General features: G+C 40.0%; 23 protein-coding genes and 2 pseudogenes. 18 read left to right on the top strand and 7 right to left on the bottom strand.

Features of this window, described 5'->3' with window-relative positions; genetic code table 11:
* Positions 1–116 precede the first annotated feature (116 nt).
* From AC4CVD_RS09095 to pyrF, 10 genes are all read left to right on the top strand, one after another.
* Entirely contained in the window at positions 117–713 is a 597-nt protein-coding gene (locus AC4CVD_RS09095; protein WP_348960249.1) for a 6-pyruvoyl trahydropterin synthase family protein, read from the top strand.
* Between the two features lie 41 nt (positions 714–754).
* A complete protein-coding gene (ung, locus tag AC4CVD_RS09090; RefSeq protein WP_490752929.1) occupies positions 755–1,468 on the top strand; it encodes a uracil-DNA glycosylase in 714 nt (237 codons plus the stop codon).
* A complete protein-coding gene (locus tag AC4CVD_RS09085) occupies positions 1,465–2,586 on the top strand; it encodes an enoyl-CoA hydratase/isomerase family protein (RefSeq protein ID WP_490752927.1) in 1,122 nt (373 codons plus the stop codon). The genes ung and AC4CVD_RS09085 overlap by 4 nt, the downstream gene beginning before the upstream one ends.
* A 5-nt stretch (positions 2,587–2,591) precedes the next feature.
* Positions 2,592–3,092 carry a tRNA adenosine(34) deaminase TadA gene (gene tadA / locus AC4CVD_RS09080; RefSeq protein WP_005401161.1) on the top strand — a complete coding sequence of 167 codons (501 nt, stop codon included), beginning with the start codon at positions 2,592–2,594 and terminating at the stop codon, positions 3,090–3,092.
* Between the two features lie 75 nt (positions 3,093–3,167).
* On the top strand, positions 3,168–3,599 hold the full coding sequence (locus AC4CVD_RS09075; protein ID WP_490752925.1) for an SRPBCC family protein: 432 nt from the start codon (positions 3,168–3,170) through the stop codon (positions 3,597–3,599).
* A 17-nt stretch (positions 3,600–3,616) separates the two neighbouring features.
* Positions 3,617–4,300: a (d)CMP kinase gene (cmk, locus tag AC4CVD_RS09070; protein WP_234956128.1), complete on the top strand. Its 684-nt coding sequence runs from the start codon at positions 3,617–3,619 to the stop codon at positions 4,298–4,300.
* A 113-nt stretch (positions 4,301–4,413) separates the two neighbouring features.
* Positions 4,414–6,090 carry a 30S ribosomal protein S1 gene (gene rpsA / locus AC4CVD_RS09065; protein WP_004696863.1) on the top strand — a complete coding sequence of 559 codons (1,677 nt, stop codon included), beginning with the start codon at positions 4,414–4,416 and terminating at the stop codon, positions 6,088–6,090.
* A gap of 161 nt (positions 6,091–6,251) precedes the next feature.
* A complete protein-coding gene (locus AC4CVD_RS09060) occupies positions 6,252–6,557 on the top strand; it encodes an integration host factor subunit beta (RefSeq protein ID WP_004696865.1) in 306 nt (101 codons plus the stop codon).
* Between the two features lie 17 nt (positions 6,558–6,574).
* A complete protein-coding gene (locus tag AC4CVD_RS09055) occupies positions 6,575–6,940 on the top strand; it encodes a lipopolysaccharide assembly protein LapA domain-containing protein (RefSeq protein ID WP_004696867.1) in 366 nt (121 codons plus the stop codon).
* A gap of 238 nt (positions 6,941–7,178) precedes the next feature.
* Positions 7,179–7,859 (top strand): orotidine-5'-phosphate decarboxylase, encoded by a 681-nt coding sequence (gene pyrF, locus AC4CVD_RS09050; RefSeq protein WP_004696869.1) that lies wholly within the window; start codon positions 7,179–7,181, stop codon positions 7,857–7,859.
* Positions 7,860–7,987: 128 nt separating this feature from the next.
* On the opposite strand, the gene AC4CVD_RS09045 is transcribed toward pyrF, so the two are convergent.
* Together AC4CVD_RS09045 and AC4CVD_RS09040 are read right to left on the bottom strand one after the other, a co-directional pair.
* Positions 7,988–8,896: a LysO family transporter gene (locus AC4CVD_RS09045; RefSeq protein ID WP_178927936.1), complete on the bottom strand. Its 909-nt coding sequence runs from the start codon at positions 8,894–8,896 to the stop codon at positions 7,988–7,990.
* A gap of 45 nt (positions 8,897–8,941) precedes the next feature.
* Complete coding sequence (locus AC4CVD_RS09040; RefSeq protein WP_490752922.1) at positions 8,942–10,447, bottom strand: flavin-containing monooxygenase; 1,506 nt, start codon at positions 10,445–10,447, stop codon at positions 8,942–8,944.
* A gap of 148 nt (positions 10,448–10,595) precedes the next feature.
* Here AC4CVD_RS09040 and AC4CVD_RS09035 point away from each other — a divergent pair, with 148 nt between their 5' ends.
* The 4 genes and pseudogenes from AC4CVD_RS09035 to AC4CVD_RS09020 all read left to right on the top strand — a co-directional run.
* Entirely contained in the window at positions 10,596–11,603 is a 1,008-nt protein-coding gene (locus tag AC4CVD_RS09035) for an AraC family transcriptional regulator (RefSeq protein WP_004696875.1), read from the top strand.
* Positions 11,604–11,688: 85 nt separating this feature from the next.
* Positions 11,689–12,840: a cell division protein ZapE gene (gene zapE, locus AC4CVD_RS09030; RefSeq protein ID WP_004696878.1), complete on the top strand. Its 1,152-nt coding sequence runs from the start codon at positions 11,689–11,691 to the stop codon at positions 12,838–12,840.
* Between the two features lie 362 nt (positions 12,841–13,202).
* Positions 13,203–15,365: a malate synthase G gene (locus AC4CVD_RS09025; protein ID WP_114837714.1), complete on the top strand. Its 2,163-nt coding sequence runs from the start codon at positions 13,203–13,205 to the stop codon at positions 15,363–15,365.
* 262 nt (positions 15,366–15,627) lie between these two features.
* A pseudogene (locus AC4CVD_RS09020) lies at positions 15,628–15,726 on the top strand (DUF159 family protein); the annotation flags it as partial.
* Positions 15,727–15,788: 62 nt separating this feature from the next.
* Here AC4CVD_RS09020 and AC4CVD_RS09015 read toward each other — a convergent pair.
* Positions 15,789–16,921, bottom strand: a protein-coding gene (locus AC4CVD_RS09015; RefSeq protein WP_227555100.1) for an IS3 family transposase whose coding sequence is annotated in 2 segments (ribosomal slippage) — positions 15,789–16,669 and positions 16,669–16,921 — 1,134 coding nt in all. Because the reading frame shifts where the segments join, the coding sequence is not laid out codon by codon here.
* A gap of 18 nt (positions 16,922–16,939) precedes the next feature.
* On the opposite strand from AC4CVD_RS09015, the pseudogene AC4CVD_RS09010 reads away from it, so the two are divergent.
* Positions 16,940–17,593: pseudogene (locus AC4CVD_RS09010) on the top strand (SOS response-associated peptidase family protein).
* Here the strand turns inward: AC4CVD_RS09010 and AC4CVD_RS09005 are convergent.
* Both AC4CVD_RS09005 and AC4CVD_RS09000 read right to left on the bottom strand, forming a co-directional pair.
* Entirely contained in the window at positions 17,582–18,046 is a 465-nt protein-coding gene (locus tag AC4CVD_RS09005) for a MarR family winged helix-turn-helix transcriptional regulator (protein ID WP_004696885.1), read from the bottom strand. The pseudogene AC4CVD_RS09010 and the gene AC4CVD_RS09005 overlap by 12 nt on opposite strands.
* Before the next feature lie 153 nt (positions 18,047–18,199).
* Positions 18,200–18,517 (bottom strand): hypothetical protein, encoded by a 318-nt coding sequence (locus tag AC4CVD_RS09000; protein ID WP_490752921.1) that lies wholly within the window; start codon positions 18,515–18,517, stop codon positions 18,200–18,202.
* A gap of 436 nt (positions 18,518–18,953) precedes the next feature.
* Between AC4CVD_RS09000 and AC4CVD_RS08995 the strand changes: the two genes are divergently transcribed.
* From AC4CVD_RS08995 to AC4CVD_RS08985, 3 genes are all read left to right on the top strand, one after another.
* Positions 18,954–19,705, top strand: a protein-coding gene (locus AC4CVD_RS08995; RefSeq protein ID WP_101495461.1) for an IS5 family transposase whose coding sequence is annotated in 2 segments (ribosomal slippage) — positions 18,954–19,290 and positions 19,290–19,705 — 753 coding nt in all. Because the reading frame shifts where the segments join, the coding sequence is not laid out codon by codon here.
* A 168-nt stretch (positions 19,706–19,873) separates the two neighbouring features.
* The gene (locus tag AC4CVD_RS08990) at positions 19,874–21,400 is read left to right on the top strand and encodes a TerC family protein (protein ID WP_004696888.1); all 1,527 of its coding nucleotides are present in this window, start codon (positions 19,874–19,876) and stop codon (positions 21,398–21,400) included.
* Positions 21,401–21,834: 434 nt separating this feature from the next.
* Entirely contained in the window at positions 21,835–22,374 is a 540-nt protein-coding gene (locus AC4CVD_RS08985) for a hypothetical protein (protein WP_228254619.1), read from the top strand.
* A 24-nt stretch (positions 22,375–22,398) separates the two neighbouring features.
* Here AC4CVD_RS08985 and thiM read toward each other — a convergent pair whose 3' ends face one another.
* Both thiM and AC4CVD_RS08975 read right to left on the bottom strand, forming a co-directional pair.
* A complete protein-coding gene (gene thiM, locus AC4CVD_RS08980) occupies positions 22,399–23,274 on the bottom strand; it encodes a hydroxyethylthiazole kinase (RefSeq protein ID WP_490752919.1) in 876 nt (291 codons plus the stop codon).
* An 11-nt stretch (positions 23,275–23,285) separates the two neighbouring features.
* Positions 23,286–24,446, bottom strand: coding sequence for a hypothetical protein (locus AC4CVD_RS08975; RefSeq protein ID WP_279697179.1), 1,161 nt, complete (start codon positions 24,444–24,446; stop codon positions 23,286–23,288).
* Positions 24,447–24,502 lie beyond the last annotated feature (56 nt).

The following is a 24,502-nucleotide window of genomic DNA, read 5'->3' as shown; positions in this document are numbered from 1 at the left end:
AATATAAGACTGATATGATTTGCAAATTGGATTGAACAATAAAATAAATGAGCATAGGTTTACTTTTGCTTTATAATTAAAGTCAATTCTCAGAAAGTTTGATTGCATTACGGCATATGTTAATTCGTAAGTTATTTAAGTTTGAAAATGCCCATATTGTACGCAACTGTACATCGGATCGTTGTAAACGCTCTATTCATGGTCATAGTTATAAAGTTGAATTACTCCTCAAAGCATCGAAATTAGATCATGGTCAAATGGTTTATGACTTTGGCTTGCTGAAAGGGGTAATTAAAGACTTTTATGACTCTTTTGATCATGCGATTTGTTTTTGGCAAAACGACGATCCAGAATATATCCAAGCATGTAAAACATTTAGTGCACGTTGGGTGTCGCTGCCTGTTTCGCCATCGGCTGAACAATTTTCACGTATTTTCTTTTATCTTGCACAGGAAGTACTTGCGTCGACCGTGACTCAAAACGGTGAAGGTGATGTAGAAGTGTACTCTGTGATTGTGCATGAGACCGATACGGGCTATGCACAGAGTTTTATTGAAGATATTGAAAATACACAGATGGGGCTTTTAGATTTAAGCCAGATCGAGTTTTCAGAACAAATCCAAGCGGAATGGGCGGACACTGAAATGTATACCAAATTAAAAGAAGGTATCCAATTTCACAATCCGAATGTAGAATTGCAAGTCAAACTGTGAAATTTGTCACGGAATATACAGTAAGGGAATAAGGCGCAAGTATGTCTTTAACAGAACAACAGCAAACCAAGCTTGATAAAATTCAGCTGGATGCCAGTTGGAAACATGGATTAAGTGACTTTTTGCTTAGTACTAAGATGGATGCGTTAAAGCAGTTTCTTGTTACAGAAATAAAAGCGAATAAAGTGATTTATCCGCCAAATGCGCTGATTTTTAATGCATTTAATACGACGCCTTTGGCGAATGTAAAAGTGGTAATACTCGGACAAGACCCATACCATGGGCCGAATCAGGCACATGGGCTCAGTTTCTCTGTGCAAAAGGGGCTTGCTTTACCACCATCTTTACGTAATATTTTCCATGAGTTAAATAAAGATTTAGGAATTGATATTCCTAAACATGGGGATTTAACTCGTTGGGCGCAGCAAGGCGTTTTGCTGTTAAACAGTGTATTAACCGTTGAAGCTGGTCACCCCACATCACATCAAAAACAAGGTTGGGAAGACTTTACCGATCATGTGATTGATGTTTTAAATGAACAGCGCGAGCATATTGTTTTTATTCTTTGGGGAGCATATGCGCAGCGGAAAGGACAACGGATTGATCAAGAAAAGCATTTGGTGTTAAAGGCGGCACATCCGTCACCTTTAGCAGCAAACCGTGGTGGATTCTTCGGTTGTAAAGTTTTCTCAAAATCCAATAATTATCTTAAACAACATGGCATTGAGCCTATAGATTGGCAGCTGGACGCATGACATATTCTCCCGTTTCTAAAAACTACCATCCAGATTTGATTGTAGAAGAAGCAAAAAATGGTTGGCGCATTGTTCGTCTGAATAGACCAAAATCACTTCACGCTTTAGATGAAACGATTGTTTCAGCTTTATTTGAAGTATTTCAAGATTTTCATTGCGATGACGCAGTAAAAGCCATTTGGTTGGATTCAACCACACCAAAAGCATTCTGTGCGGGTGGTGATGTACGTAAACTTCGTCAATTGGTGATTAACGATGAAGTTGAAACAGCCAATCAGTTCTTTGAGCAAGAATATGCTTTAGATTTGTTACTACACAACTATGCTAAGCCTGTCTTGGTGTGGGGTGAAGGTTATGTCATGGGTGGTGGTTTAGGTCTGTTTATGGCAGCGCCATTCCGTTTGGTGACACCGCATTCACGTTTAGCGATGCCTGAAATTAATATTGGTTTGTACCCAGATGTGGGCGCAACGCGTTTCTTGGCGGATCGTGGAGCAATTGGTCTGTTTACAGGTTTAACGGGTTCAATCATGACAGCTGCAGGCGCATATGGTATTGGTTGGGCAACACACATCTGTGATGCGCAGCGTAATACGGTGCTTGAGAAAGTTATCAATATAGACTGGAGTCATTATCCAGCAGGTGGTTTTAGAGCCATTGATGACACATTAAACAGTATGCATCGTCCGGTAGGCCCAGGTCCATTACAGAACTCTTTGGATGTCATTCATAGTGTATGTCGTGGTGTGAACTTCGAGCATGATTATGATGCTATTGTTGGTTTAAGTGATGCGCGTAGCGATTGGCTTCGTCAAGCCAGTGAAAACTTACAAAAAGGCTCACCAACAACTGCTGCATTAACATGGTTGCTATGGCAGTGGGGCAAGCAGGTTCATTCTTGGAATGAAGTGTTCGAGCTTGAAACCCAAATTTCGGACTGGAAAATTCGTCATGCAGACTTTGTTGAGGGTGTGCGTGCGCGTTTAGTGGATAAAGACTTGTCACCAGCATGGAAACAAGGGGCTAGTAATAGCTTAAAGGGTATTTTCGCTGGTAATCCACCAACAACGAGCATTGAAAGCTGGAATGAACTCCTTAAACATTACGATGTAATCTAATCTTTATGACTGATGTTTTAAAAATAGATAGTGAATGGATGCAGCTTGCTTTAGAGCAGGCTGCTATTGCAGCGTCAAAAGGTGAAGTCCCGGTCGGGGCAGTCATTGTGAGTCAAAATAAAATTATTGGTTCGGGCTTTAATGCGCCTATTACGCTAAATGACCCTACCGCGCATGCTGAGGTTCAAGCACTTCGCGATGCTTGCCAAAATACACAAAATTATCGTTTACCTGATGATGCGGTCATGTATGTGACGCTTGAGCCTTGTACCATGTGTGTAGGTGCTTTGGTGCATGCACGCGTTTCAAAAGTGGTATTTGGTGCGACAGAGCCGAAAGCGGGTTCTCTTATAAGTGCACGTAAATTATTTGAAACGGGTTATTATAATCATCAGTTCTTGGTTGAGTCGGGTTGTTTACATGAGCAATGCTCACAGCAGCTCAGTCACTTTTTTAAAATGCGCCGCGAACAAAAGCGACTATCCCGTCTACAAGAAAAGGGATGAATGAATTCGTAAAATAATAATTTCATGTAAAATGAAATGACAATAATTATTGTCAAATAAAGCGCTGGAACCACCATGAACAATATTCAGATTAAAAAAGAATTTAATGCACCCGTAGAGCAGGTGTTTGATTTACTTTCTAAACACTCAACCTATAACGTCGCTTTTGCACCAGTTCAAGTGGTGCGAGTGAAAGATTCAGCAGATCCAGAACGTCCGGATGGGCTTGGTTCTGTGCGTCGTATGGGTTTTGGTCCAATTAAACCACTACAAGAGCAAATTACATTAATGAATGTGAATGAGCGTATTGAATACAAGATTATTAAAAATCCACTAATCAAACATCATTTGGGTGTTATTGAGTTTGAGCCGATTGACTCGAATAAAACTTTAGTGACCTATACGATTGAATTACAGGCACGTGCACCTTTTGTAAGTAAATTAATCCTTGCACAGCTTAAATCTGCGATTAAACTAGGTTTTTCGAAACTCGCTAAATCTGTATAACAAACTTTGGGTAAGCAATGACAGTTCAAATAATCACAATTGATGGTCCAAGTGGTTCGGGTAAGGGCACACTGGCTGCAAAAATAGCAGCTCATTATCAATTTCATTTACTTGATTCGGGAGCGTTATATCGCTTGTTGGGCCTGTCATTGCATCAACAGGATTTGTTGGATGCTTTGTCAAGCGAACTGAGTCAATGTGTCGAAATCGCTAAACATTTAGACATACAATTTTTAAGCTCTGCACAAGGCACACAAGTCTTGCTTAATGGTGAAGATGTTAGTCAAACCATTCGAACAGAACGAATTGGTGAGTTTGCATCAAAAGTTGCAACAATTCCTGAGCTTAGAGCTGCGCTAGTCGATCGTCAGCATGCTTTTGCACAAGCACCAGGCTTGGTTGCAGATGGCCGAGACATGGCAACATCCATCTTTCCAGAGGCTCAAGCCAAGATTTATTTAACCGCTTCAGCCCAATCTCGTGCTGAACGCAGAGTAAAGCAGTTGCAGGGTATGGGGCTGGATGCTAAAATAAACGATATTTTAGCTAATATTGAGGCGCGTGATAAACGTGACATGGAGCGCGAAGTTGCTCCACTCAGACCAGCAGCTGATGCCTACATCATTGATAGTTCTGAATTGAACATTGATGAGGTATTTCAGCTTATGACGGCTTATATCGATAAGCAATTAGCAAACTAACGAATTTTTATATTCAGCAGAAGCATAGCTTGATCAGTTCAAAATGGACTATGTAGACGCTTAACTAAACCGGCCTTGTCTGATCCAAGACCGCTGACTTTATCAGGTATATCATGACCGAATCTTTTGCAGCCCTCTTTGAAGAAAGCGAATTAAACCTCAACGTTGAAAAGGGTGCTGTCATCCAAGGCGTTGTAGTAAACATCGATTCTGATTGGGTAACAGTTGACACTGGCCTTAAATCAGAAGGTATTGTTGACCGCGCTGAATTCTTAAATGAACAACGCGAACTTGAAGTTCAAGTTGGCGACACTGTTGATGTTGTTGTTGAAGCGCTTGACAACGGCATGGGTCAAACAGTTTTATCACGTGAAAAAGCGAAACGTGCTGAAACTTGGACTAAACTTGAAAAAATCTTTGAAGACGGCGAAATCGTTACTGGTGTTATCTCTGGTAAAGTTAAAGGCGGTTTCACTGTTGACATCGGTCCAGTTCGTGCGTTCCTTCCAGGTTCTTTAGTTGATACTCGTCCTATTCGTGATACTACTCACTTAGAAGGTAAAGAGTTAGAATTCAAAGTAATCAAACTTGATGCTAAACGTAACAACGTTGTTGTATCTCGTCGTGCTGTTATGGAAGCTGAATCTTCAGCTGACCGTGAAGCTCTTCTTGCTCAGCTTGAAGAAGGTCAAACAGTTACTGGTACTATCAAAAATCTTACTGACTACGGCGCATTCGTTGACCTTGGCGGTATTGATGGTCTTCTTCACATCACTGACATGGCTTGGAAACGTATCAAGCACCCATCAGAAGTTGTTGAAGTTGGTCAAGAAGTTACTGTTAAAGTACTTAAGTTTGACAAAGAACGTAACCGCGTATCTTTAGGTCTTAAGCAATTAGGCGAAGATCCATGGTTAGCGATCATGAACCGTTACCCTAAAGGTTCAATCGTTAAAGCTCGCGTAACTAACTTAACTGACTACGGCTGTTTCGCAGAAATCGCTGAAGGCGTTGAAGGTTTAGTACACGTTTCTGAAATGGACCACACTAACAAAAACATCCACCCATCTAAAGTTGTTCAGATTGGTGATGAAGTTGATGTTATGGTTCTTGAAGTTGACGAAGAGCGTCGTCGTATTTCTCTTGGTATCAAACAAACTCGTGCTAACCCATGGGAAGAGTTTGCTAAGAACCACGACAAAGGTGAAAAAGTTTCAGGTACGATCAAGTCAATCACTGACTTCGGTATCTTCATCGGTCTACCAGGCGGTATCGATGGTCTAGTTCACTTGTCTGATATTTCTTGGAACGAGCAAGGCGAAGAAGCTATCCGTCGTTACAAGAAAGGTGACACAGTTGAAGCGGTTATCTTGTCTGTAGACGCTGAAGGCAACCGTATCAGCCTTGGCATCAAGCAAATGAACAGCGATCCGTTCAACGATTTCTTAGCTGCTAACGAACGCGGTGCACTTGTAAAAGGTACTGTAACTGCTGTTGACGCTCGTGGCGCAACACTTAAGTTAGCTGACGAAGTTGAAGCGACTCTTAAAGCATCTGAAATCAACCGCGACCGCGTTGAAGATGCAACTAAGTTCCTTGAAGTTGGTCAAGAAGTTGAAGCGAAAATCATCAACGTAGATCGTAAATCTCGCTCTATCAACTTGTCTATCAAAGCGAAAGACGAAGCTGAAGAGAAAGAAGCAGTTGCTAACTTGAAGACAGCAACTACTGGTCAAGACAATGGTCCTAAGACTATTGGTGATTTGATCAAAGCTCAAATGGGCAACTGAGTAGATGTTTGAATTGTATTGTTAATGTAAGTTAACTAATACTTTTTACACAAATACAATAAACGGTGGCGTAGTATTCACTTATTACGCTACCGTTTTGTATTTAAACAGGTTATTATCAATCTATCTACAAGGTAGCTTGATAATTAAAGAGGTCGCAGATGACTACTGAAGCACTTAATAAGTCTGACTTAATAGAGCGTATTTCTCTTAAAAACCCGCACTTAGCAGAGCCATTAGTGGAAGAAGCTGTTAAGATTATGATTGATCAAATGATTGCATCTTTGTCTTCAGATAATCGTATTGAAATTCGTGGTTTTGGTAGTTTTGCACTCCATCACCGTGAGCCTCGTGTTGGGCGTAATCCTAAAACGGGTAAGTCGGTAGAAGTGGCTGCTAAAGCTGTTCCACATTTCAAACCAGGTAAAGCATTACGTGATGCAGTAAACGAGACTGCAGGCGAATAAAATTTATTGGGGTGCTTATGCGTTACGTATTATTCGCATTATTAATTGTACTGTTTGGCTACTGCTTAGCTTTGGTATTACAAAACGGAACTGAGCTAACCGTTGATCTGTTGTTTATACAGGTTCCAGCAATGCGTTTAGGTCTATTGTTATTATTGACAATGGCTTTAGGGATTGTGTTGGGGTTATTAATTGGTGTTCAGGTATTTCGTGTATTCCAGAAAGGTTGGGAAATTAAGCGACTACGTAAAGACATTGATCACCTTCGTAAAGAGCAGATTCAATCCGCTCAGCTGGCTGCTGCTGAAGCTGCAGCACATACAAGACATGAAAAAACGGTGTTAGATATCAATCCTAATGATCGTCCATCTACACCGCTTTAAGCCACAATATGAAGTAAGATTTTTATCTTAGAAGTATTGAAGCTAGTTTGATTTAAATGCCTTTGGTTATATAGCCAAAGGCGTTTTTTATTGTGATTTAAAATATTGATAACTATATAAAAAGTATATGAATAAAGAACTTAGTTTGAATTTTAAATAGTTTTTAGAAAAATAGTCTTGGTCGTTTTAGGCTTAATCCGTATAATGCCATAATTTTGTGAGTTTGAAGGGTCTCCCCATGAGTATTATTGTTGCCTTAGACGCAAAAAGTCATTATGACGCAATGACGATTGCTGGGCAATTAGATCCTCAATTATGCCGTGTAAAAGTCGGTAAAGAATTATTTACCCATGAAGGCTCATCTATTGTTAAAGCTTTACATGGTGAAGGCTTTGAAGTCTTTCTAGATCTAAAATTTCACGATATTCCAAATACGACTGCGCAAGCGGTATGTGCTGCTGCAGATATGGGTGTTTGGATGGTAAACGTCCATGCTTCAGGTGGCCGTAAAATGATGGAAACCTGTGTTGAGCGCTTAAAGGCTGGCAACTATAACACTCAACTAATTGCAGTAACGGTGTTAACCTCGATGGGACGTGAAGATTTAGCCGATATTGGTCTGGATATTGAACCATTTGAACAAGTCAAACGTTTAGCAAAATTGACTAAAGATAGTGGTTTAGATGGTGTGGTATGTTCAGCCCAAGAAGCAAAAATGCTGCGTGAGACTTTGGGTTCAGAGTTTGCATTAGTGACACCAGGCATCCGCCCTGAGGGTTCAAGTGCGGATGACCAAAAGCGTATCGTAACGCCAAAACAAGCAATGTTAGACGGTGCAACACATCTAGTGATTGGTCGACCAATTACGCAGTCTGCAAATCCGTGTCAGATGCTCAAAGATATTTTAGCGACGCTTTAATCGACTAGAAATCTAAAAAGCCTTTCATTCGAAAGGCTTTTTTTATGGATTAAATTTTAAAAAGAATTGTTGGTGAGCGAAGTGGCAATAGCAAAATAAAAAGACGGCATCGAATAGAGCGCTATGCTTTACAGAGCAGCCAAGACACTCACAACAATCGGCGCCAAAACTGATAGGATGAAACCACTCACCATAGCATGTGGAATAAAGTCATTCCCACAGGCTTGTTTGACCATCGGTAGAGTGACATCCATAGCTGTAGCTCCTGCAGATGAAATCGCAGAGCGGGGGTAACGCCAGCCAATGATATACATAAACACAATCGCAAAGATTTCTCTGAACAAATCATTCATCAGAGCAATACTGCCTAAATGAGTATTTTTTAACTCCGTGACCACAATGCCAGTCATAGAGTAGAAACCATAACCTTGAGACAACATAATCAGGTCTTTTAATTGAATGCTCGGTACAAAATAGGCAGTTACAAACGCCCCAATAATTGAACCCAGAATACAACCAAGTGGAACGAGTAGGATTTGCCAGTTCAACCATGAGCGATCGAGTGGGGAATAGGCTAAATCAAGCCCGATCAGGAACATGAAAACCAGTAACAAGTTCCATGTGCTGATATGAAGGGTATAGTCGAAACTTGAAGATAGCTCTGCCAAACCATACCCCAAGGCCAGTGCGATAAATGCATAACTGATATTGATTAATGATTTGCTCACAAGGCTCATGGACACTTTGCCATGACTGGGTTGATAGCCCAACAGTTTAAATAATATGTAACAACAGACAAAAGCGCCAATACTGGTCATAACTGCTAAAAGCGCTGCATGATTGAGTATCTGCCAAGGTTCGGCAATACTATGCAACGTCGTTGAAAACTCAATCGCAATTGCGATTAAGAGAATATACGTAAAATAGGGCAAGATTTGAAAGGCAAGTCGTTCAAGCCATTTGGGTAAACGACGCGCCAAAACAAATCCAAGTGCTAAACAAATAAGAAGCTGAAAAATCAACCAAAACGATTGCATGTCAAATAAAGTGTGAATAAATACTAACTTATTATGACCGCGATCTTAATTTATTGCTTGACTATCTTGCTTAGAATTTAAAAAACGATAGTCTGCAGGATTGGCTTTTCGTATTTTTAGCCAATACTTCCATGTATAGCTGGGCCATAAAGAGAAATTTTTCCCGTCCGCTTGTTGATACCAGCTGACGCAGCCAGATTGCCAAATGGTATCTGTAAATTGACTTTGTAAATGCTGATTAAATTGGTCTTGAATATCTGCTTTCACAACGATTGCTTGAGATTGGGTTTTTTGTGCCATCTCGATGAGCTGTAGAATGTAATTTACTTGTGACTCAATCATAAAAATAACTGAGTTATGACCTAAGACTGTATTGGGCCCTAAAAGCTGAAATAAGTTTGGGAAACCTTTGGTGCTAATTCCATAGTAACTTTCGGCCCCATCTTGCCATACGTCTGTAAGCTCAATATGATTCAGCCCTGTACAGCTAAAGGATTTAAGATAAATACGTGGGTCAGTCACAAAACCTGTGCCATAGATGAGGCAGTCAATTTTACGCTTTTTCCCATCTTTGGTGATGATACTGTCCTCAGTTAACTCCAAAATATCATCGGTAACCAATTCAACATTTTTACGGTTAAAGCTTGGATAATATTTGTTGGAGACCAAGATGCGTTTGCAACCCATAATATAGTTGGGAATTAACTTATCTGCGGTTACAGGGTCTTTGACTTGATGGCGAATATACGCTTCTGCTAGTTTTTGTGCGTATTTCATGACCTGTGGTTTCATAATGGGAACTACACGAGATTCATTTGTCCAATACAGACGAGCTCGATGAAGTTTTCGAAACCAATCAAATCGATTAAACAGTGCTTTTTCAATGGGTAAATAACGACGTTCATCCCGAGGAATAACCCATGCAGCTGTTCTTTGTAGTACGTAAAGTTGTTTCACTTGTTCTGCAATTTCAGGAATATATTGAATCGCGCTACCCCCAGTGCCAATGGAGGCAACATTTTTATGACTGAGGTCATAGTCATGATCCCACTGTGATGAATGGAAAACTTTGCCTTTAAACTTCTCGATACCCGCAATACGCGGAATTTGTGGTACATGCAGCGGACCAGATGCGAAAATGACAAATTGAGCGGTCAGAGTTTCATTTTGATTAAGGGTGAGTTGCCATAAACATTGATTTTCTAAGTAATGTGCAGCACTGACTTCGGTGTGAAAGCGGATATAAGGCTGCAATTGATTTTCAGTGGTAAGTGTTTGGATGTATTGATAAATTTCAGGTGCTTCAGCATAACGTTTAGACCAGTCGGTCTTGGGTGAGAAAGACAAGGAATAGAGATGAGACTGTACATCACAAGCAGCACCGGGATATTGGTTTTCACGCCATGTGCCACCTATTTCACTGGCTTTTTCCAAAATGACAAAATCACGAATATTGTTTTGTAAAAGACGAATAGCCATCGCTAAACCACCAAAGCCTGCACCAATAATGGCGATTTTTACCTGCGGGGTTGTTGAATTTGCTGCCTGCATTTGTTTTTCCTTTTTGTTTTACTTTATTGTAGAGCAACTATCCAGAAGGTCTATGATAGCCCTGACAAGAAAATTGATAGATTCGGCAATTGTTGTACGCTAGGTGGCTGTAGTAAAACATAGGCCAATATTTTGCTTTTAATTGATTATGAAACGTTCTGTACTTGGCTTGATGTATTTGATTCAAGGAATGCGTAAAGCAGGAGTCGCAGTCGATCAAAAGTTACAAAGCATTGGCTTACGTGTGGAGTCGCTTGATCCGAATGCGATCATTCATCCTGCTCTAGAGTGGGATATTTTGAAAATCATTGCAGAGGATATTGAGCCTGAGCAAGGCTTGTTTATTGGTCAGCATTATGTTTTGGCAGGATATGGCCCCTTACTGATGTTATTGATGACCAGTCCAACGACACACACCGCTTTAGAGCAAGGTATTCGTTATCAAAGTTTGACGCATTTGAGTGGCTTATTGGGTTTGAAAAAACAAAATGATCAAGTCGCACTGTGTTATCTACCGAGAGACTTGCAAACCCCTGTGGGACAGTTGCGTGCACATTCTGAAATAGCGGGAACCTATAAGTTTTTACAAGATATTTATAAGATGATTGGGCTGGAGATGCCTGAGATTCGAATTACTTTACCTGTTGCACGACCTGAAGATGCGAAAAAACTGGTGCTCTATCAGCAGGTTTATGGTCAGCAAGTGAGTTTTGGTACGCAGCAAGCTGAATTTTGGTTTGATGAGTGGGTTTTAAATGTACCAATTCCTTCAGCAGATTTGATGACATTTAACGTTTATGCAGGCAAATGTCAGGCGGAATTGCAGCGTTTGGAAGAAACGGCGGAGCAGCCGAGCTTGATTCAGCGGGTGCAGGATTATTTGGAGTTGCAACGTGGTTTACTGCCGACCATGGCTGAAACCGCTCAAGCGTTGAATTTGCCAGAGAGAACCTTAAGACACCAGTTGCAACAGTTAAATAGCAGTTATAAACAAATTCGTGAGCAATTAATGAAAGACCGTGCACTACATTTGATGGAATATCAGGAATATTCCATTGAAATGATTGCAGAGTTATTGGGTTACTCGGAGCCTGCAGCCTTTAATCATGCATTTAAACGGTGGTTTGGTTACAGTCCACGGCAATATGGGAAATAGCCTAAGCATAATTATGCCAAAGTGTTATATATTAACTTTTCCACTCCGCTATAATTGATATAGCCTAAAAACAGTATTAAATGATATGTCAGATTTTAATTCACCTACCGCATTCAGTCCTTTATCTCCTGCAGAGCGCTATGCGCAAGCCTTAGCATCCGGCCAGTTCATGTCTGATGAAGCACAAGCTCAGGCCGTTCATGAGTTGGATCGCGTTTGGCATGAATTAATTCAACGTTTTAAGGCATCTAAAAAAGCATTTCGTCGTTTCCGCCGTCAAACTTCTCCACGTGGTGTATATATGTGGGGTGGTGTAGGCCGTGGTAAAACATGGTTGATGGATCAGTTTTACGACTCAATTCCATTTCGTCGTAAAACACGGATGCACTTTCACCATTTTATGCAACATGTACATCGTGAGCTCAACAAGCTTTCAGGTCAGCGTAACCCTTTAGATGCGGTTGCGGATCAAATTTATAAAGAAGCAGTGGTCATTTGTTTCGATGAGTTCTTCGTCTCGAATGTGACGGATGCCATGATTCTCAGTGATTTGTTCCAAAAGCTTTTTGCACGTGGCATTACCTTGGTGGCAACCTCAAACATTGCGCCAGATGGTTTATATAAAAACGGCATTCACCGTGATCGTTTCATTCCAACCATTGAAATGGTGAAACAGCAGTGTGTGATTTTAAATGTAGATGCAGGCGTGGACTACCGTTTACGTGTTTTAAAACAAGCGCAACTCTTTAAATCTCCTTTAACACATGAGCATCAACGTTGGATCGCACAGCGTTTTAGCGCCTTGACACAAACTCAAACCATTTCAGATGAGCCGATTATTATTAATAATCGTATTGTAGAAACGGTCGGGCATACTGAAGATGTTTTATGGTGTGAGTATTCAGAGCTGTGTTTAAAACCTCGTAGTCCTGCTGACTTTATCGAAATTGCAAATATTTATAATACTGTATTGGTGAGTAATGTTCCGCATTTGACTGATTATCTTTCTGAAGGGACACGTCGTTTTATTTATCTGGTCGATGAGTTTTATGACCGTGGGGTAAAACTGATTTTAACCTCAGAAGATACAATTATTGATTTGTACTCTGGTGATAAATTAGCCTTTGAAATTGAACGCACGCGTTCACGTTTATTGGAAATGCAATCAGATGATTACTTGAATGAAGCACATCGACAAATACAAGCTGAAGCAAGTAAACAACAAGAAGAAATTTAAAAATATAAGCACCCAAAAGGGTGCTTTTTTTATGTGCATTTTCATCGATTAATTTATCGACTTTTTTGAATAATCATGGCTTAATCAGGATTGAAAATAGGGAGAATATTGGTTTTAAGTGTAAAAAATATACAAAACTGCACTTAAGTCTAATTTCGGCATTTCAAAAACTTAATAAACTACTAAAGAGCATTTTGTAAATTGATAATGCTTGTGCCTTGAGCAGTATTTTATTTGGTAGTTTGTATACTTTATTAAATAAAAAATGATCACTATTTCGCACGGTGATATTACTATTCAGCCAAGTTTAAATCGGTATACTAGAATCTCTTGTATAAAAAGTAGCAATATCAGGAAAGACAATGACTGCACGTATTCAAAAAGGCAAGTTAGCGATTGCTAAAGAACTTTACGATTTCATCGAAAATGAAGCACTTCCAGGTTCAGGTTTGGACAGTGAAACTTACTGGAAAAACTTTGAACAAGTCGTTGTCGATCTTAGCCCAAAGAACAAAGCACTATTGGCTAAGCGTGACGACATTCAAGCGAAGATCGATGAATGGCACCGCAACAACAAATTTGAACTTGGAGCTTACAAAGCTTTCCTTACTGAAATTGGCTACTTAGTACCAGAAGTAGAAGATTTCCAAATCAGCACAGAAAATGTAGATGAAGAAATCGCATTATTGGCTGGTGCGCAATTGGTAGTGCCTGTGCGTAATGCACGTTACTGCTTAAATGCTGCAAACGCGCGTTGGGGCTCTTTATACGATGCACTTTACGGTTTTGACATGATCCCTGAAGACGGTGGCGCGGAAAAAGGTAAAGGCTATAACCCTGTGCGTGGCGACAAAGTTATTGCATTTGCTAAAAACTTCTTAAATGAAACCTTCCCATTAGCGAATGGTTCGCATGCTGAGGCGACAAAATATGCAGTTGAAGGCAAAAAGTTAGTTGTGACGTTAAAAGACGGTTCGACATCGACTTTGGCTAAAGAAGCACAATTTGTTGGTTTTAATGGCGAAGAATCTGCTCCAACAGAAATCGTACTTTTAAACAACGGCCTACACGTTGTGATTGAAGTTGATGCAAACAGCCCAATTGGTAAAACAGATGCTGCTGGCGTAAAAGATTTAGTTCTTGAAGCTGCTGTAACGACTATTCAGGATTTAGAAGATTCGATCGCTGCCGTAGATGCAGAAGAGAAAGTTGAAGGCTACCGTAACTGGTTAGGTTTGATGAAAGGTACACTTTCAGAATCTATCGAGAAAAATGGTAAAACCGTTACGCGTACTTTGAATAAAGACCGTACGCACAAAAACTTGATTGGTGGTGAAACGAAACTTCATGGCCGTTCATTGATGCTTCTTCGTAACGTGGGTCACCTCATGACCAACCCTGCGATCTTGGTAGATGGTGCTGAAATTTACGAAGGTATCATGGATGCATTAATCACTCCGCTTTTGTCTTTTGCAGACATTAAAGGTGAAAACGAAAACAAGAACTCCCGTAAAGGTTCTATGTACATCGTTAAGCCAAAAATGCATGGTCCTGAAGAAGTTGCTTTTGCAGTTGAATTATTTGAACGTGCAGAGCAAGCATTAGGTTTACCTGAGAAAACGTTAAAAATCGGTATTATGGATGAAGAACGTCGTACATCTGTAAACTTGAAAAACTGTATTGCGCAAGCAAAAGACCGTACCATCTTCATTAACACTGGTTTCATGGACCGTACAGGAGATGAAATCCATACCTTTATGGAAGCAGGTCCATTTGTTCGTAAGGGTGAAGTGAAATCACAAATTTGGTTCCCAGCATATGAAAATCGTAACGTGATGATCGGTCTTCAAGCGGGCTTACGTGGTAAAGCACAAATTGGTAAAGGCATGTGGCCAAAACCAGATATGCTTTTAGACATGTACAAAACCAAGATTGAACATCCAGAAGCGGGCGCAAGCTGTGCATGGGTTCCTTCTCCATCTGGTGCTGTCATTCATGCGATTCACTATCACCAATGCAACGTGTCTGAGCGTCAAAAAGAATTATTGAATACAGAGCCTTTATCATTAGATGATTTGTTAACACCACCTTTAGCGACAGATACCAACTGGACTGAAGAAGAGAAAACCAAAGAGCTTGAAAATAACCTTCAAGGGATCTTGGGTTATGTTGTGCGTTGGGTTGACTTGGGTGTAGGTTGTTCGAAAGTTCCAGACATCAATAACGTGGGTTTAATGGAAGACCGTGCAACTTTACGTATTTCATCTCAACACGTTGCAAACTGGTTACGTCATGGCATCGTATCTGCGGCGCAAGTTGAAGAAGTGATGCAGCGTATGGCGAAAATCGTTGATGAACAAAACGCAAACGATCCGCTTTACACGCCTATGGCACCAAGCTTCGATGGTTATGCATATAAAGCAGCGTATGACTTAGTGTTTAAAGGTGGTGAGCAGCCATCAGGTTATACAGAGCCACTTCTGCATGCTGCACGCTTGAAGTTAAAAGGTTATACAGGTGACTAATCTGTAAATCTAAAAAAGCCTCTTCGGAGGCTTTTTTATTGGACGAAATAAGTCGTACTGTATCCTTAGAGTAAATCAATAAGACTGATTTAATTTTGGGTAATAGCAGTGATCTATAGATTGGACTTATTCAAGGCTATGAATGGTTTTAAGCGTAGTGCTAAATAAGTATCTCAACTAGACGCCGCAGATAAAAGCCTTATACAATTCGCTATATAAAGCTCTTCATACTATTGTTAACCACCAAGTTGGATGAAAATCCATGTGCGCTAATTTTAAGCCTCTAACCTTTGCTCAAGTACAACAGTTTGGTCTACCTGAAATTCCTTTTGATTATGTCGAAGAAGTCTATCCTGGTTATGAGAGGTGGTCCCACATGTTTGAACAACTAAAAGCTTATTTATAAGTGATACTCTGCTCTAGTTAAGCTACCTTATTTTGTTGTGGTAGCTGGTCATAGTAAAACTCATCTGGAGTCATTTTGTCCAGACTCGAATGAGGTCGTTTCAAATTATAAAATTCAAAATATGCGTTTAATTGCTTCTTCGCATCCAAAACATTGCTGTAGGCTTTGAGATACACCTCTTCATATTTAACGCTCCGCCATAATCGTTCAACCATCACATTATCAACCCATCGACCTTTACCATCCATGCTGATTTGGATGTCATTTGATTTCAATACATCAATAAATGCATCACTGGTAAACTGACTGCCTTGGTCTGTATTAAATATTTCAGGTCGACCATATTTTTCAATAGCTTCATTTAATGTTTCTATGCAAAATGTAACCTCCATACTAATCGATACTCTATGCGCAAGTACCTTGCGGCTATGCCAATCAATCACAGCACATAAATAAACAAAGCCTTTTGCCATAGGGATATACGTTATATCCGTAGACCACACTTGATTACTGCGCTGAATAGCCAATCCTTTGAGCAGATATGGATATTTGCGGTGAGCTTGATTAGCCTGGCTTAAATTTGGTTTGCAATATAACGCATTAATGCCCATTTTCTTCATTAAAGTACGTGTATGACGTCGTCCTATATGATGTCCTTGACGATTCAACAAATCACGCATCATACGGCTACCTGCAAAAGGGTATTGCATATGTAATTCATCAATACAGCGCATCAGCTTCAGATCTGATGCACTCACAGGTTTTGGGCGATAGTAATAACAACCACGGGAGACTTTCAGCAGCTGAGCTTGCTTAGATACTGAAATCTGAAGTGAGTCATCGATTAACTTTTGTGGTTGAAGCGGCCCAGTTTCTTCAACACACCTTCTAAAAAATCAATTTCTAATGCCTGCTCACCGATTTTTGCATGTAGTTTTTTTAGATCGATGGGTGGTTCTGTTGGAGCTTTTGATTGATCGAAAGCTTGCGAGGAAGCTGAAATCAGTTGATTTTTCCAGTCGATAATTTGGTTTTGATGAACATCAAATTCAGCACTCAATTCAGCAAGTGTTTTTTCTGCTTTAATCGCAGCAAGTGCTACCTTAGCTTTAAAATCATTTGAATGATTTCTTCTTGGTCTACGTGCCATAAAATACTCCATATATTGATGTTTATAACATCATTTGGGGAGCAAAATATCACTTATAAGTGTTGTTCAAATTTCCTGATCCACCTCTATGAGCTGCCTTTATTGTTCAAATCAAATATAGGTTTTGAGTGGCGTAAGGTACATTTTGGTTTAATACCGAAATGGGCCGAAGATAAGAGTATTGCAACGAAAACCTATAATGCTCGAAGTGAGACACTCTTGTAAAAGGCTAGTTTTATTGAAGCCACTTCCAAATATCAGTTTGGGGTGATCCCAGTTTTTGAATTTTATGAGTCAAAATATATAGAACAAAAGCCGCAGAAATGGGGTGTTAGACGACAGGATGGGCAGGTTATTTTTGTTGCTGCACTTTATGAAATCTGTCGTATAGCAGGCGAGGTAGTCTGTTCAGCAACGATGCTTACGATGGATGCCATAGACCACCCAATGATGCGGGAGTTTCATGAGCTGGGGGATGTGAAGCGCTCAGTGATCGTGATTCCACATGAACGCTTAGAGGAGTGGCTCAGCTGGAAATCACCGAATATTCAATCCTTTGTACAAGGCTTTCCTGTTGAAGAGTTTGAATGTTCACATGTGCCGAAAATAAAAGTCGAAAAAGAGAGTCCCCCAACTCAACTTTTTCGACTTTTAAACGGTTTAGCGAGCTAAATTTTTAAAAACGTGTTTTAAGCTTTCCATCATTTTTTCAATTTGCAAAGGTGTTAAGCCTTCAAATGATTGCTCAAGTACAACACTGGTGAGATCATTGATCTTATTGGTCATTTCAACACCTTTTTCGGTGAGAAGGACACGGGTAATACGGGCATCGTCTTCACAAGAATAAGTTTCAACCAATCCTTCATCCTTTAACCGATAGACAATTTTGGTGGTTGTCGACATTTTAGAGACCACCATGTCAGACAAATCAGAAACACTGGCATGTGGCTTTGAGTCTAGAGCCAGTAAAATACGACGACGTGAGTTATCTAAACCATACTTTTTTAAAGCGTGATCGACATTGAGTACATACTGTGCATGTACTTGCGTTACCCAGTAAAATGGAAAACTTTCTAAAGAAAAATCTTCAGAACCTGGTAGGAACTTACTGTACTTTTTGGTCATGTGACGGATTCCCCGTGAATCGTATTTTTATTTTATAGATCATTTGAACACATTTTATGTGAACACTCATACACTTATCAATACAAAATTACTGGATTTATCACCATAAACGAAATTTGTTAATGGATAACCTTGGCCAGTAATCAAGAAAAGTTAAGCGTGGCTGTTTAGATGAGACAGGGTATAACCGTCTTTATCTTGATGGAAGCTCACAATGCTTTGTGCAAATTGTACAACTTCATCTTCGACTTCAGCATTCTGGTGAGAATCTAAAGAGAGTTTAGCCATGGGAACACCGTCCTGTAGAACGATAGGCAAGTGCATTTCAAACTTTTGGTTATTATGCGAAACCACAACTTTAACTTGATGCTGATCAAATGAGGAGTCTAAATGCAGATATGCGCCTTCATAGCTAGTATTGGTAAGCATTTTTGACGTCTTATTGAAGGTCAATGCTTTTTCATTGTTCATAGCGATGAATCCTGTCTTCGATTACTTTGATCGGATTGTCAATCCGCGCATCCTTGGTTTGGGTGATTGACCACTTTTACAACAATGTTGGTCGTGTTTCATTTTAGTGAAAAAAATGGATTTGTGAACTAGTGTTTTTAACAAAAAGTGTCATTCGTGGAAATCATAAATGTAGTGAATTGATATTTTTTAACTATTATTAAAATAAATAATTAAATAAAAACAATTATTTGGTTTTTATTTGCGATGGATTTAATTAGAAAAACTAAAAAATGACCGTGGAGTCTAATCTTTATAGAATGCGACAATTGGCATTAAGTGACAAAATTGCGAACAGAGATTTCGATATTTTTATGTATTTTTTGCATAATAAGTGGTCGAATATTAGGGCTTGTTGAGAATTAACAAAGGCTACTGATTAATTTATAATAGTACTATGGATAGATACATACTTACTGATGCCCAATGGGCAAAAATGGAACCTTTTTGCCTAGGTAAAGTGACCGATCGAGGTCGTAGTGGAAAAGATAATCGATTATTTTTAGAAGCAGTCCTATGGATTGCCCGTACAGGCAGTCCATGGCGTGATCTACCTCCTCATTTTGGTAAATGGAATACCGTCTTTAAAAGATACCGTGATTGGGTGAAAGCTGGTGTATTTGAAACTATTTTTGCATCTGTAAATGAAGATGTTGATTTGGAATACGCCATGATTGATGGAACGATTGTTAAAGTTCATCGACATGGGCAAGGTGCAAAAGGGGGACTTTCAAACAGTCTATAGGTAAATCTCGAGGTGGAATGACCTGTAAAATTCTTGCCTTAGTGGATAGTCTAGGCAACCTTATTAAGTTTCGATTAATGCCTGGTCAATATCACGATTTAGTAGAAACCAAACCTTTAATTGAAGATGTTGATTTTCAAGCATTACTAGCGGATAAAGCATTTGATGCAGATTGGCTCATCCAAGAACTCAATGAACGTAAAGTGAAAGTGGTGATCCCACCCAAATCTAATCGAAAAGTAATGAGAGCCTTTGATACGATTATGTATAAATGGCGTCATCTCATTGAAAACTATTTCTGTAAGTTAAAAGAATTTAAACGTATAGCGATGCGTAGTTGTAAAACAGATACGAGTTTTGAAGCCATGATTCAACTGTGCGCGAGTTTAATTAACTCTCGGTAATTCTCAACAGACCCTAAAATTTTGTTAAAAACCATAAAAAAATTATTACAAGCCACACATCTCAGGCATAATTATTTCATCTTTAGTTGAACAGGTCACAAATATGGATCCGTCGCCGTGCAGGTCTATGCTTTTAAAACAGAAACATAATTCTGGGGTAATAAAATAATGGAATTTTTATTAGATCCGGGAATATGGGTAAGTTTACTTACGCTTATTATATTAGAAATTGTTTTAGGTATTGATAACCTAGTCTTTATTGCCATTTTGGCTGAAAAACTTCCCCCTGAGCAACGCGATAAAGCGCGTGTCATTGGTCTTTCGCTTGCACTTTTAATGCGCTTGGGCTTGTTGTTTATCATCACTTGGTTAGTCACGTTGACTCGACCGCTGATTACTGTCTTAGATTGGACATTCTCTGGGCGAGATCTGATTCTTTTATTTGGTGGCTTATTCCTAGTCTATAAAGCCGTTACCGAATTGCATGAAAAAATTGAAGGTAAGCCCGAAGTTAAGCTGACCACCAATGTGGTCTACGCAGGCTTCACCGCAGTTGTGGCACAGATTGTGATCCTTGACGCGGTGTTCTCACTGGATTCGGTGATTACCGCGATTGGTATGGTCGACAACATTAATGTGATGATGGTGGCTATGGTCGTTGCCATGGTGGTCATGCTGTTGGCGTCGAAACCATTAATGACTTTTGTAAACCGTCATCCGACTGTGGTCATCTTGTGTTTAAGCTTCTTACTGTTGATTGGTATCAGCCTGATTGCGGAAGGTTTCGGCTTCCACATTCCTAAAGGTTATATCTATTCGGGTATTGGTGTTGCCATTGCGATTGAAGCCTTTAACCAATTTGGTGAGCGCAATGCGGCAAAACATGAAGCGAAAATTCCACTACGTCATCGTACCGCGGATTCTATTTTGAAACTCATGGGTGGTAAGCTCCAAGCTGAAGATCCTGATCAGCTTCAAGCGCAAGAAACTTTTGCGGATGAAGAGCGTTATATGATTGGCGGTGTACTGACATTGGCTGAACGTTCAGTCGCGTCGATCATGACACCGCGTAGTCAAATTTCGTGGGTCAATCTTGATGATTCACCTGAGAAAATTCGTGAACAGGTACTGTCTGTGCCGCACAGTTTATTTCCTGTGTGCCGCGGTAGCTTGGATAAAGTGATCAGTATTGCGCGCGCCAAAGAATTGCTCGATGTCTTAGATGATGAAGAGCAATTGAAAGACCTGATCAAACGTCATCGTCCAATTTACATTTTTGAAAAAATGAAAGTCATTGATGCGATAAATACGCTAAGAACGTCGAAAGGTTCATTGGTCTTGGTGAGCGATGAGTTTGGTAATGTGCAGGGCCTTGTTTCACCGCTTGACGTATTTGAAGCGATTGCTGGTGAATTCCCCGATGCCGATGAGCAACTTGATTTGGTGAAGGTTGATGATCAGACGTGGAAGGCGACAGGCATGCTGGATTTATATCAGCTTGAACTAGAACTTGGGATGATCGATTTGGTTGAAGAAGATGCGGGCTATATTAGTGTTGCCGGTTTAATCCTAGATAAAACTCATGGTGATGTACACGTTGGAACTCAACTGGACTACCGTGGTGTTCACTTTGAAGTGCTTGAGTTGGATTCAAATCGAATTAAGACAGTCAATATCACCTATCGTACTGCTTAATCATTGCAAAACTAGATTGTGAGAAAAATGTCAGCCTCGTGCTGGCATTTTTCTGCTTATAAAATAAGCGCTATGCACTTAAATAAAAAGCAGTTATTCTATGCCCGCAATTGGGCTGTCGTATTTGGTCCTTGACCTTATCGGTTTGGTGAAGACATTTTTTCTATCCCTATGGTCGTCAAAGCATTGCATTTAGACCATGACAGTAAAACAAGTGATCAAAATAAGAATGGAAACACTTCATGCAACTTTTGGAAAATGTCGTTGATTTTAATAAGCTTTCAGTAGAGAAAAAATAAGTTCTATTTGAAGAGCTTGAAACTTTTGATCGACAGATTTTCCCAAATGCAATCCCAGCAGAACTGTATCAATTGTTGTATAACCCTGATGTAGTGGCATTACCTATTATTCGTTTTTATCATCGTGGAAAAATAGTGGGGCAAAATATTATTGCCATCTTGAAGCTTAAGACAACGCATCAACCCTTATATATTCTTAGCTCGCGTGCAGCTTTTTTACCTGATTACCGAAATCAAAACAGAACACTTTTATCTGCAATTCGCGTGACCTTAGGTTATCGTTTAAAATATCCTACGCGTCAGTTATGGTTTGTTTCGAGTTTGATGCAGCCAAAAGTATATCGGCTGTTTGCTTCACGTTCAAAACGTTTTTATCCACGTGCAGAAGTGCCAATGCCTGAGGATTACTTACAGGTACTTGATCTCATACAAAACCGTCATGTGAATGTGCAACAGTGCAGTGATGATGTGTTTGTGCATCCTTGTGTGCTGCCACAGACCACGCCTGAACAATTGATTCGGCTTCGAAATCGAGCCAGTCGTCATATCAACTTTTATATGCAACATACGCCTGATTATTTTATTGGTATGGGTTTAATGTGTATCTGTAAATTAGATTTGTTGACTCTGCTGGAAGCGGCGATGAACCTGTTTTTAGGGCGAGAAGTTGCCTAAGCAGAAACTCTCGCCATACTTTATTTAGGCTGAGGTACGGATAAGCTGTATATCTGCATATTCATAAATGGTTTCAGCTTTCATTTGATGAATGTGATCCATAAACGCTACATTAAAACTTCCTGTGCTTTGGCTTTGGGTATAAGCAAGTTGCCCCGCAATGGCAAAGTGGACATGGGCAGACAGTGCAGCAATGACAGGATTGGTGACTGCGCTATAGGCTGTAATTAATGCACCAAGGGCGCAACCCGTAGCAGTAACTTTAGGTTGTAAATGTGAACCACCATTGACTTGGATCACAGCATCAAGCTGTTTCGAGAGAATGTAGTCAGACTCACCAGAAATAGCAATGACTTCAGCCTGCGCTAAAAGTGTTTTTGCTTGATGGTAAACATCGGCACTGCTTGCCGTACTGTCAACGCCTTTGGTTTCGATCTGGTTTCCCGCAAGTGTGCTGATTTCAGATGCATTACCACGAATAACGGTAGGTTGAAAAGCCAACAGCTGATCGACCATTTCAGAGCGCCATTTTAAAAATGGCCCATATCCTACAGGGTCTAATACCCAAGGTATGTTTTGCTGCTGTGCGGTTTGTGCCGAGATTTGCATGGCTTGCATCTGTTCAGAGGTTGGCGTACCTAGGTTAATACTGAGCGCTGCACTAATGCGGGTGAAACTTTCAGCTTCAAAAGGATTATCAATCATGGCAGGTGAGGCGCCCGCAGCCAATAAAACGTTGGCTGCATAGTTGGCAGCCACACTGTTGGTGATACATTGCACCAAAGGTTGTTGCGTTTGCAGGGCAGTCCAAGCTTCAGCAACATATGCCACCAAGACATCGGTTTGGTCTTGAATCGATTGTTTTGTGTTAAGCAAGGACAGGTCTAAAAGCTGGGTCATAGTGGGTGCCCTTATTTGGTGAAATAGTGGTCTTGGTGCTTACATTTGCGACAAAATAAAGTCACATATTGGTCAGCATCATAGTCTACGGTGAGCTCATTTGAACCGCAGTACATACAGCGTTTTTGTGAGTAGAAGCTCAAACGCGGCTCAATTTTTTGCCATGAACGAGAGACGGGCTGGAAGAAAATAGCTTCGTCATAGCCTAAAAAGCGGAAAAATAAGACTTCGCTCATTTTGCTGAATGGTAGGTTATGTGGTCGAGGCAGAGTTGATGTTTCCCATTTTTCAGCCACACTGCGTTCACGGTATTGTTGTAGAGTTTTTTTCAGTAAGTTGGTGTTAATAAAGTTTTCATTTCTGGGTTGTAAGGCTTTACGTTCATATAAATACTCCAATGCAGTTTGGATTAAATAATAAATTTGTCCGACCGCGAGTACATCGAGTAAACGATAACAAAACACTTGGAAACTGTTATTTCCTGCAATTTGAATGCCCCAAGTACGACAGTAAAACTGCATAAATTGGATAATTTCCTGATAGAGCAATTGGTACAAGGCATTTTTGACTTCATCCGCGGTCTTAAAAGGCACACCAAGGCTAAGGTTTTCATAAAACCAATAGCGTAACTGCTGCGTAACACTAAATAGGCTGGGTTCAGAGTAGCCGTCTAAACGCACATTAATATAATACTGATGGGCTTCACTGGCAAAATCTTTGGCAACGAGAATTTGTTCTTTTACCAGTTGTTTGATGAGACTATTTTGAAACAGATAATTGGGGGTAATGCTAAAATATTTGATCTGTTCCCAATCAATAAACTCTTGATGCTGGGTATGTTCTTGTGCGTAGTCATCTAATAGAGCTAATAAAAATAATTTATGCATAAAACTGAGCTGGCCCAGCTCAAACTCATAAATGTCTTTTTGATTTTTAGTTTTACGCTGTTCTTGCTGACGAGTTTCTTTCAATATTTTTTTGCGCTGGGCTAAACAACTGTCGCAGTGGCAATTTAGATTTGAATTGCTAAAAACACGATGTTGGCAGTGGCTACATTCATGAAAGTTAATTTCTTTGTCGTATTGTTCAGCATCCACCCAAAACATGGCCGCCTGACAAAGTGGACAAGGCGTGCTTTCATCAAGTTGTTTGTGCAAAATTTGAAGCGACATAAGATGAATTTGAGACTCAGGATTTTCTCAAATTATACACGCTAAAATTTCAGAAA

Source organism: Acinetobacter sp. LipI_23 (genome assembly GCF_058243045.1).
Note: the sequence above shows the minus strand (reverse complement) of the source record. Positions and strands in the feature narration are given on the sequence as shown.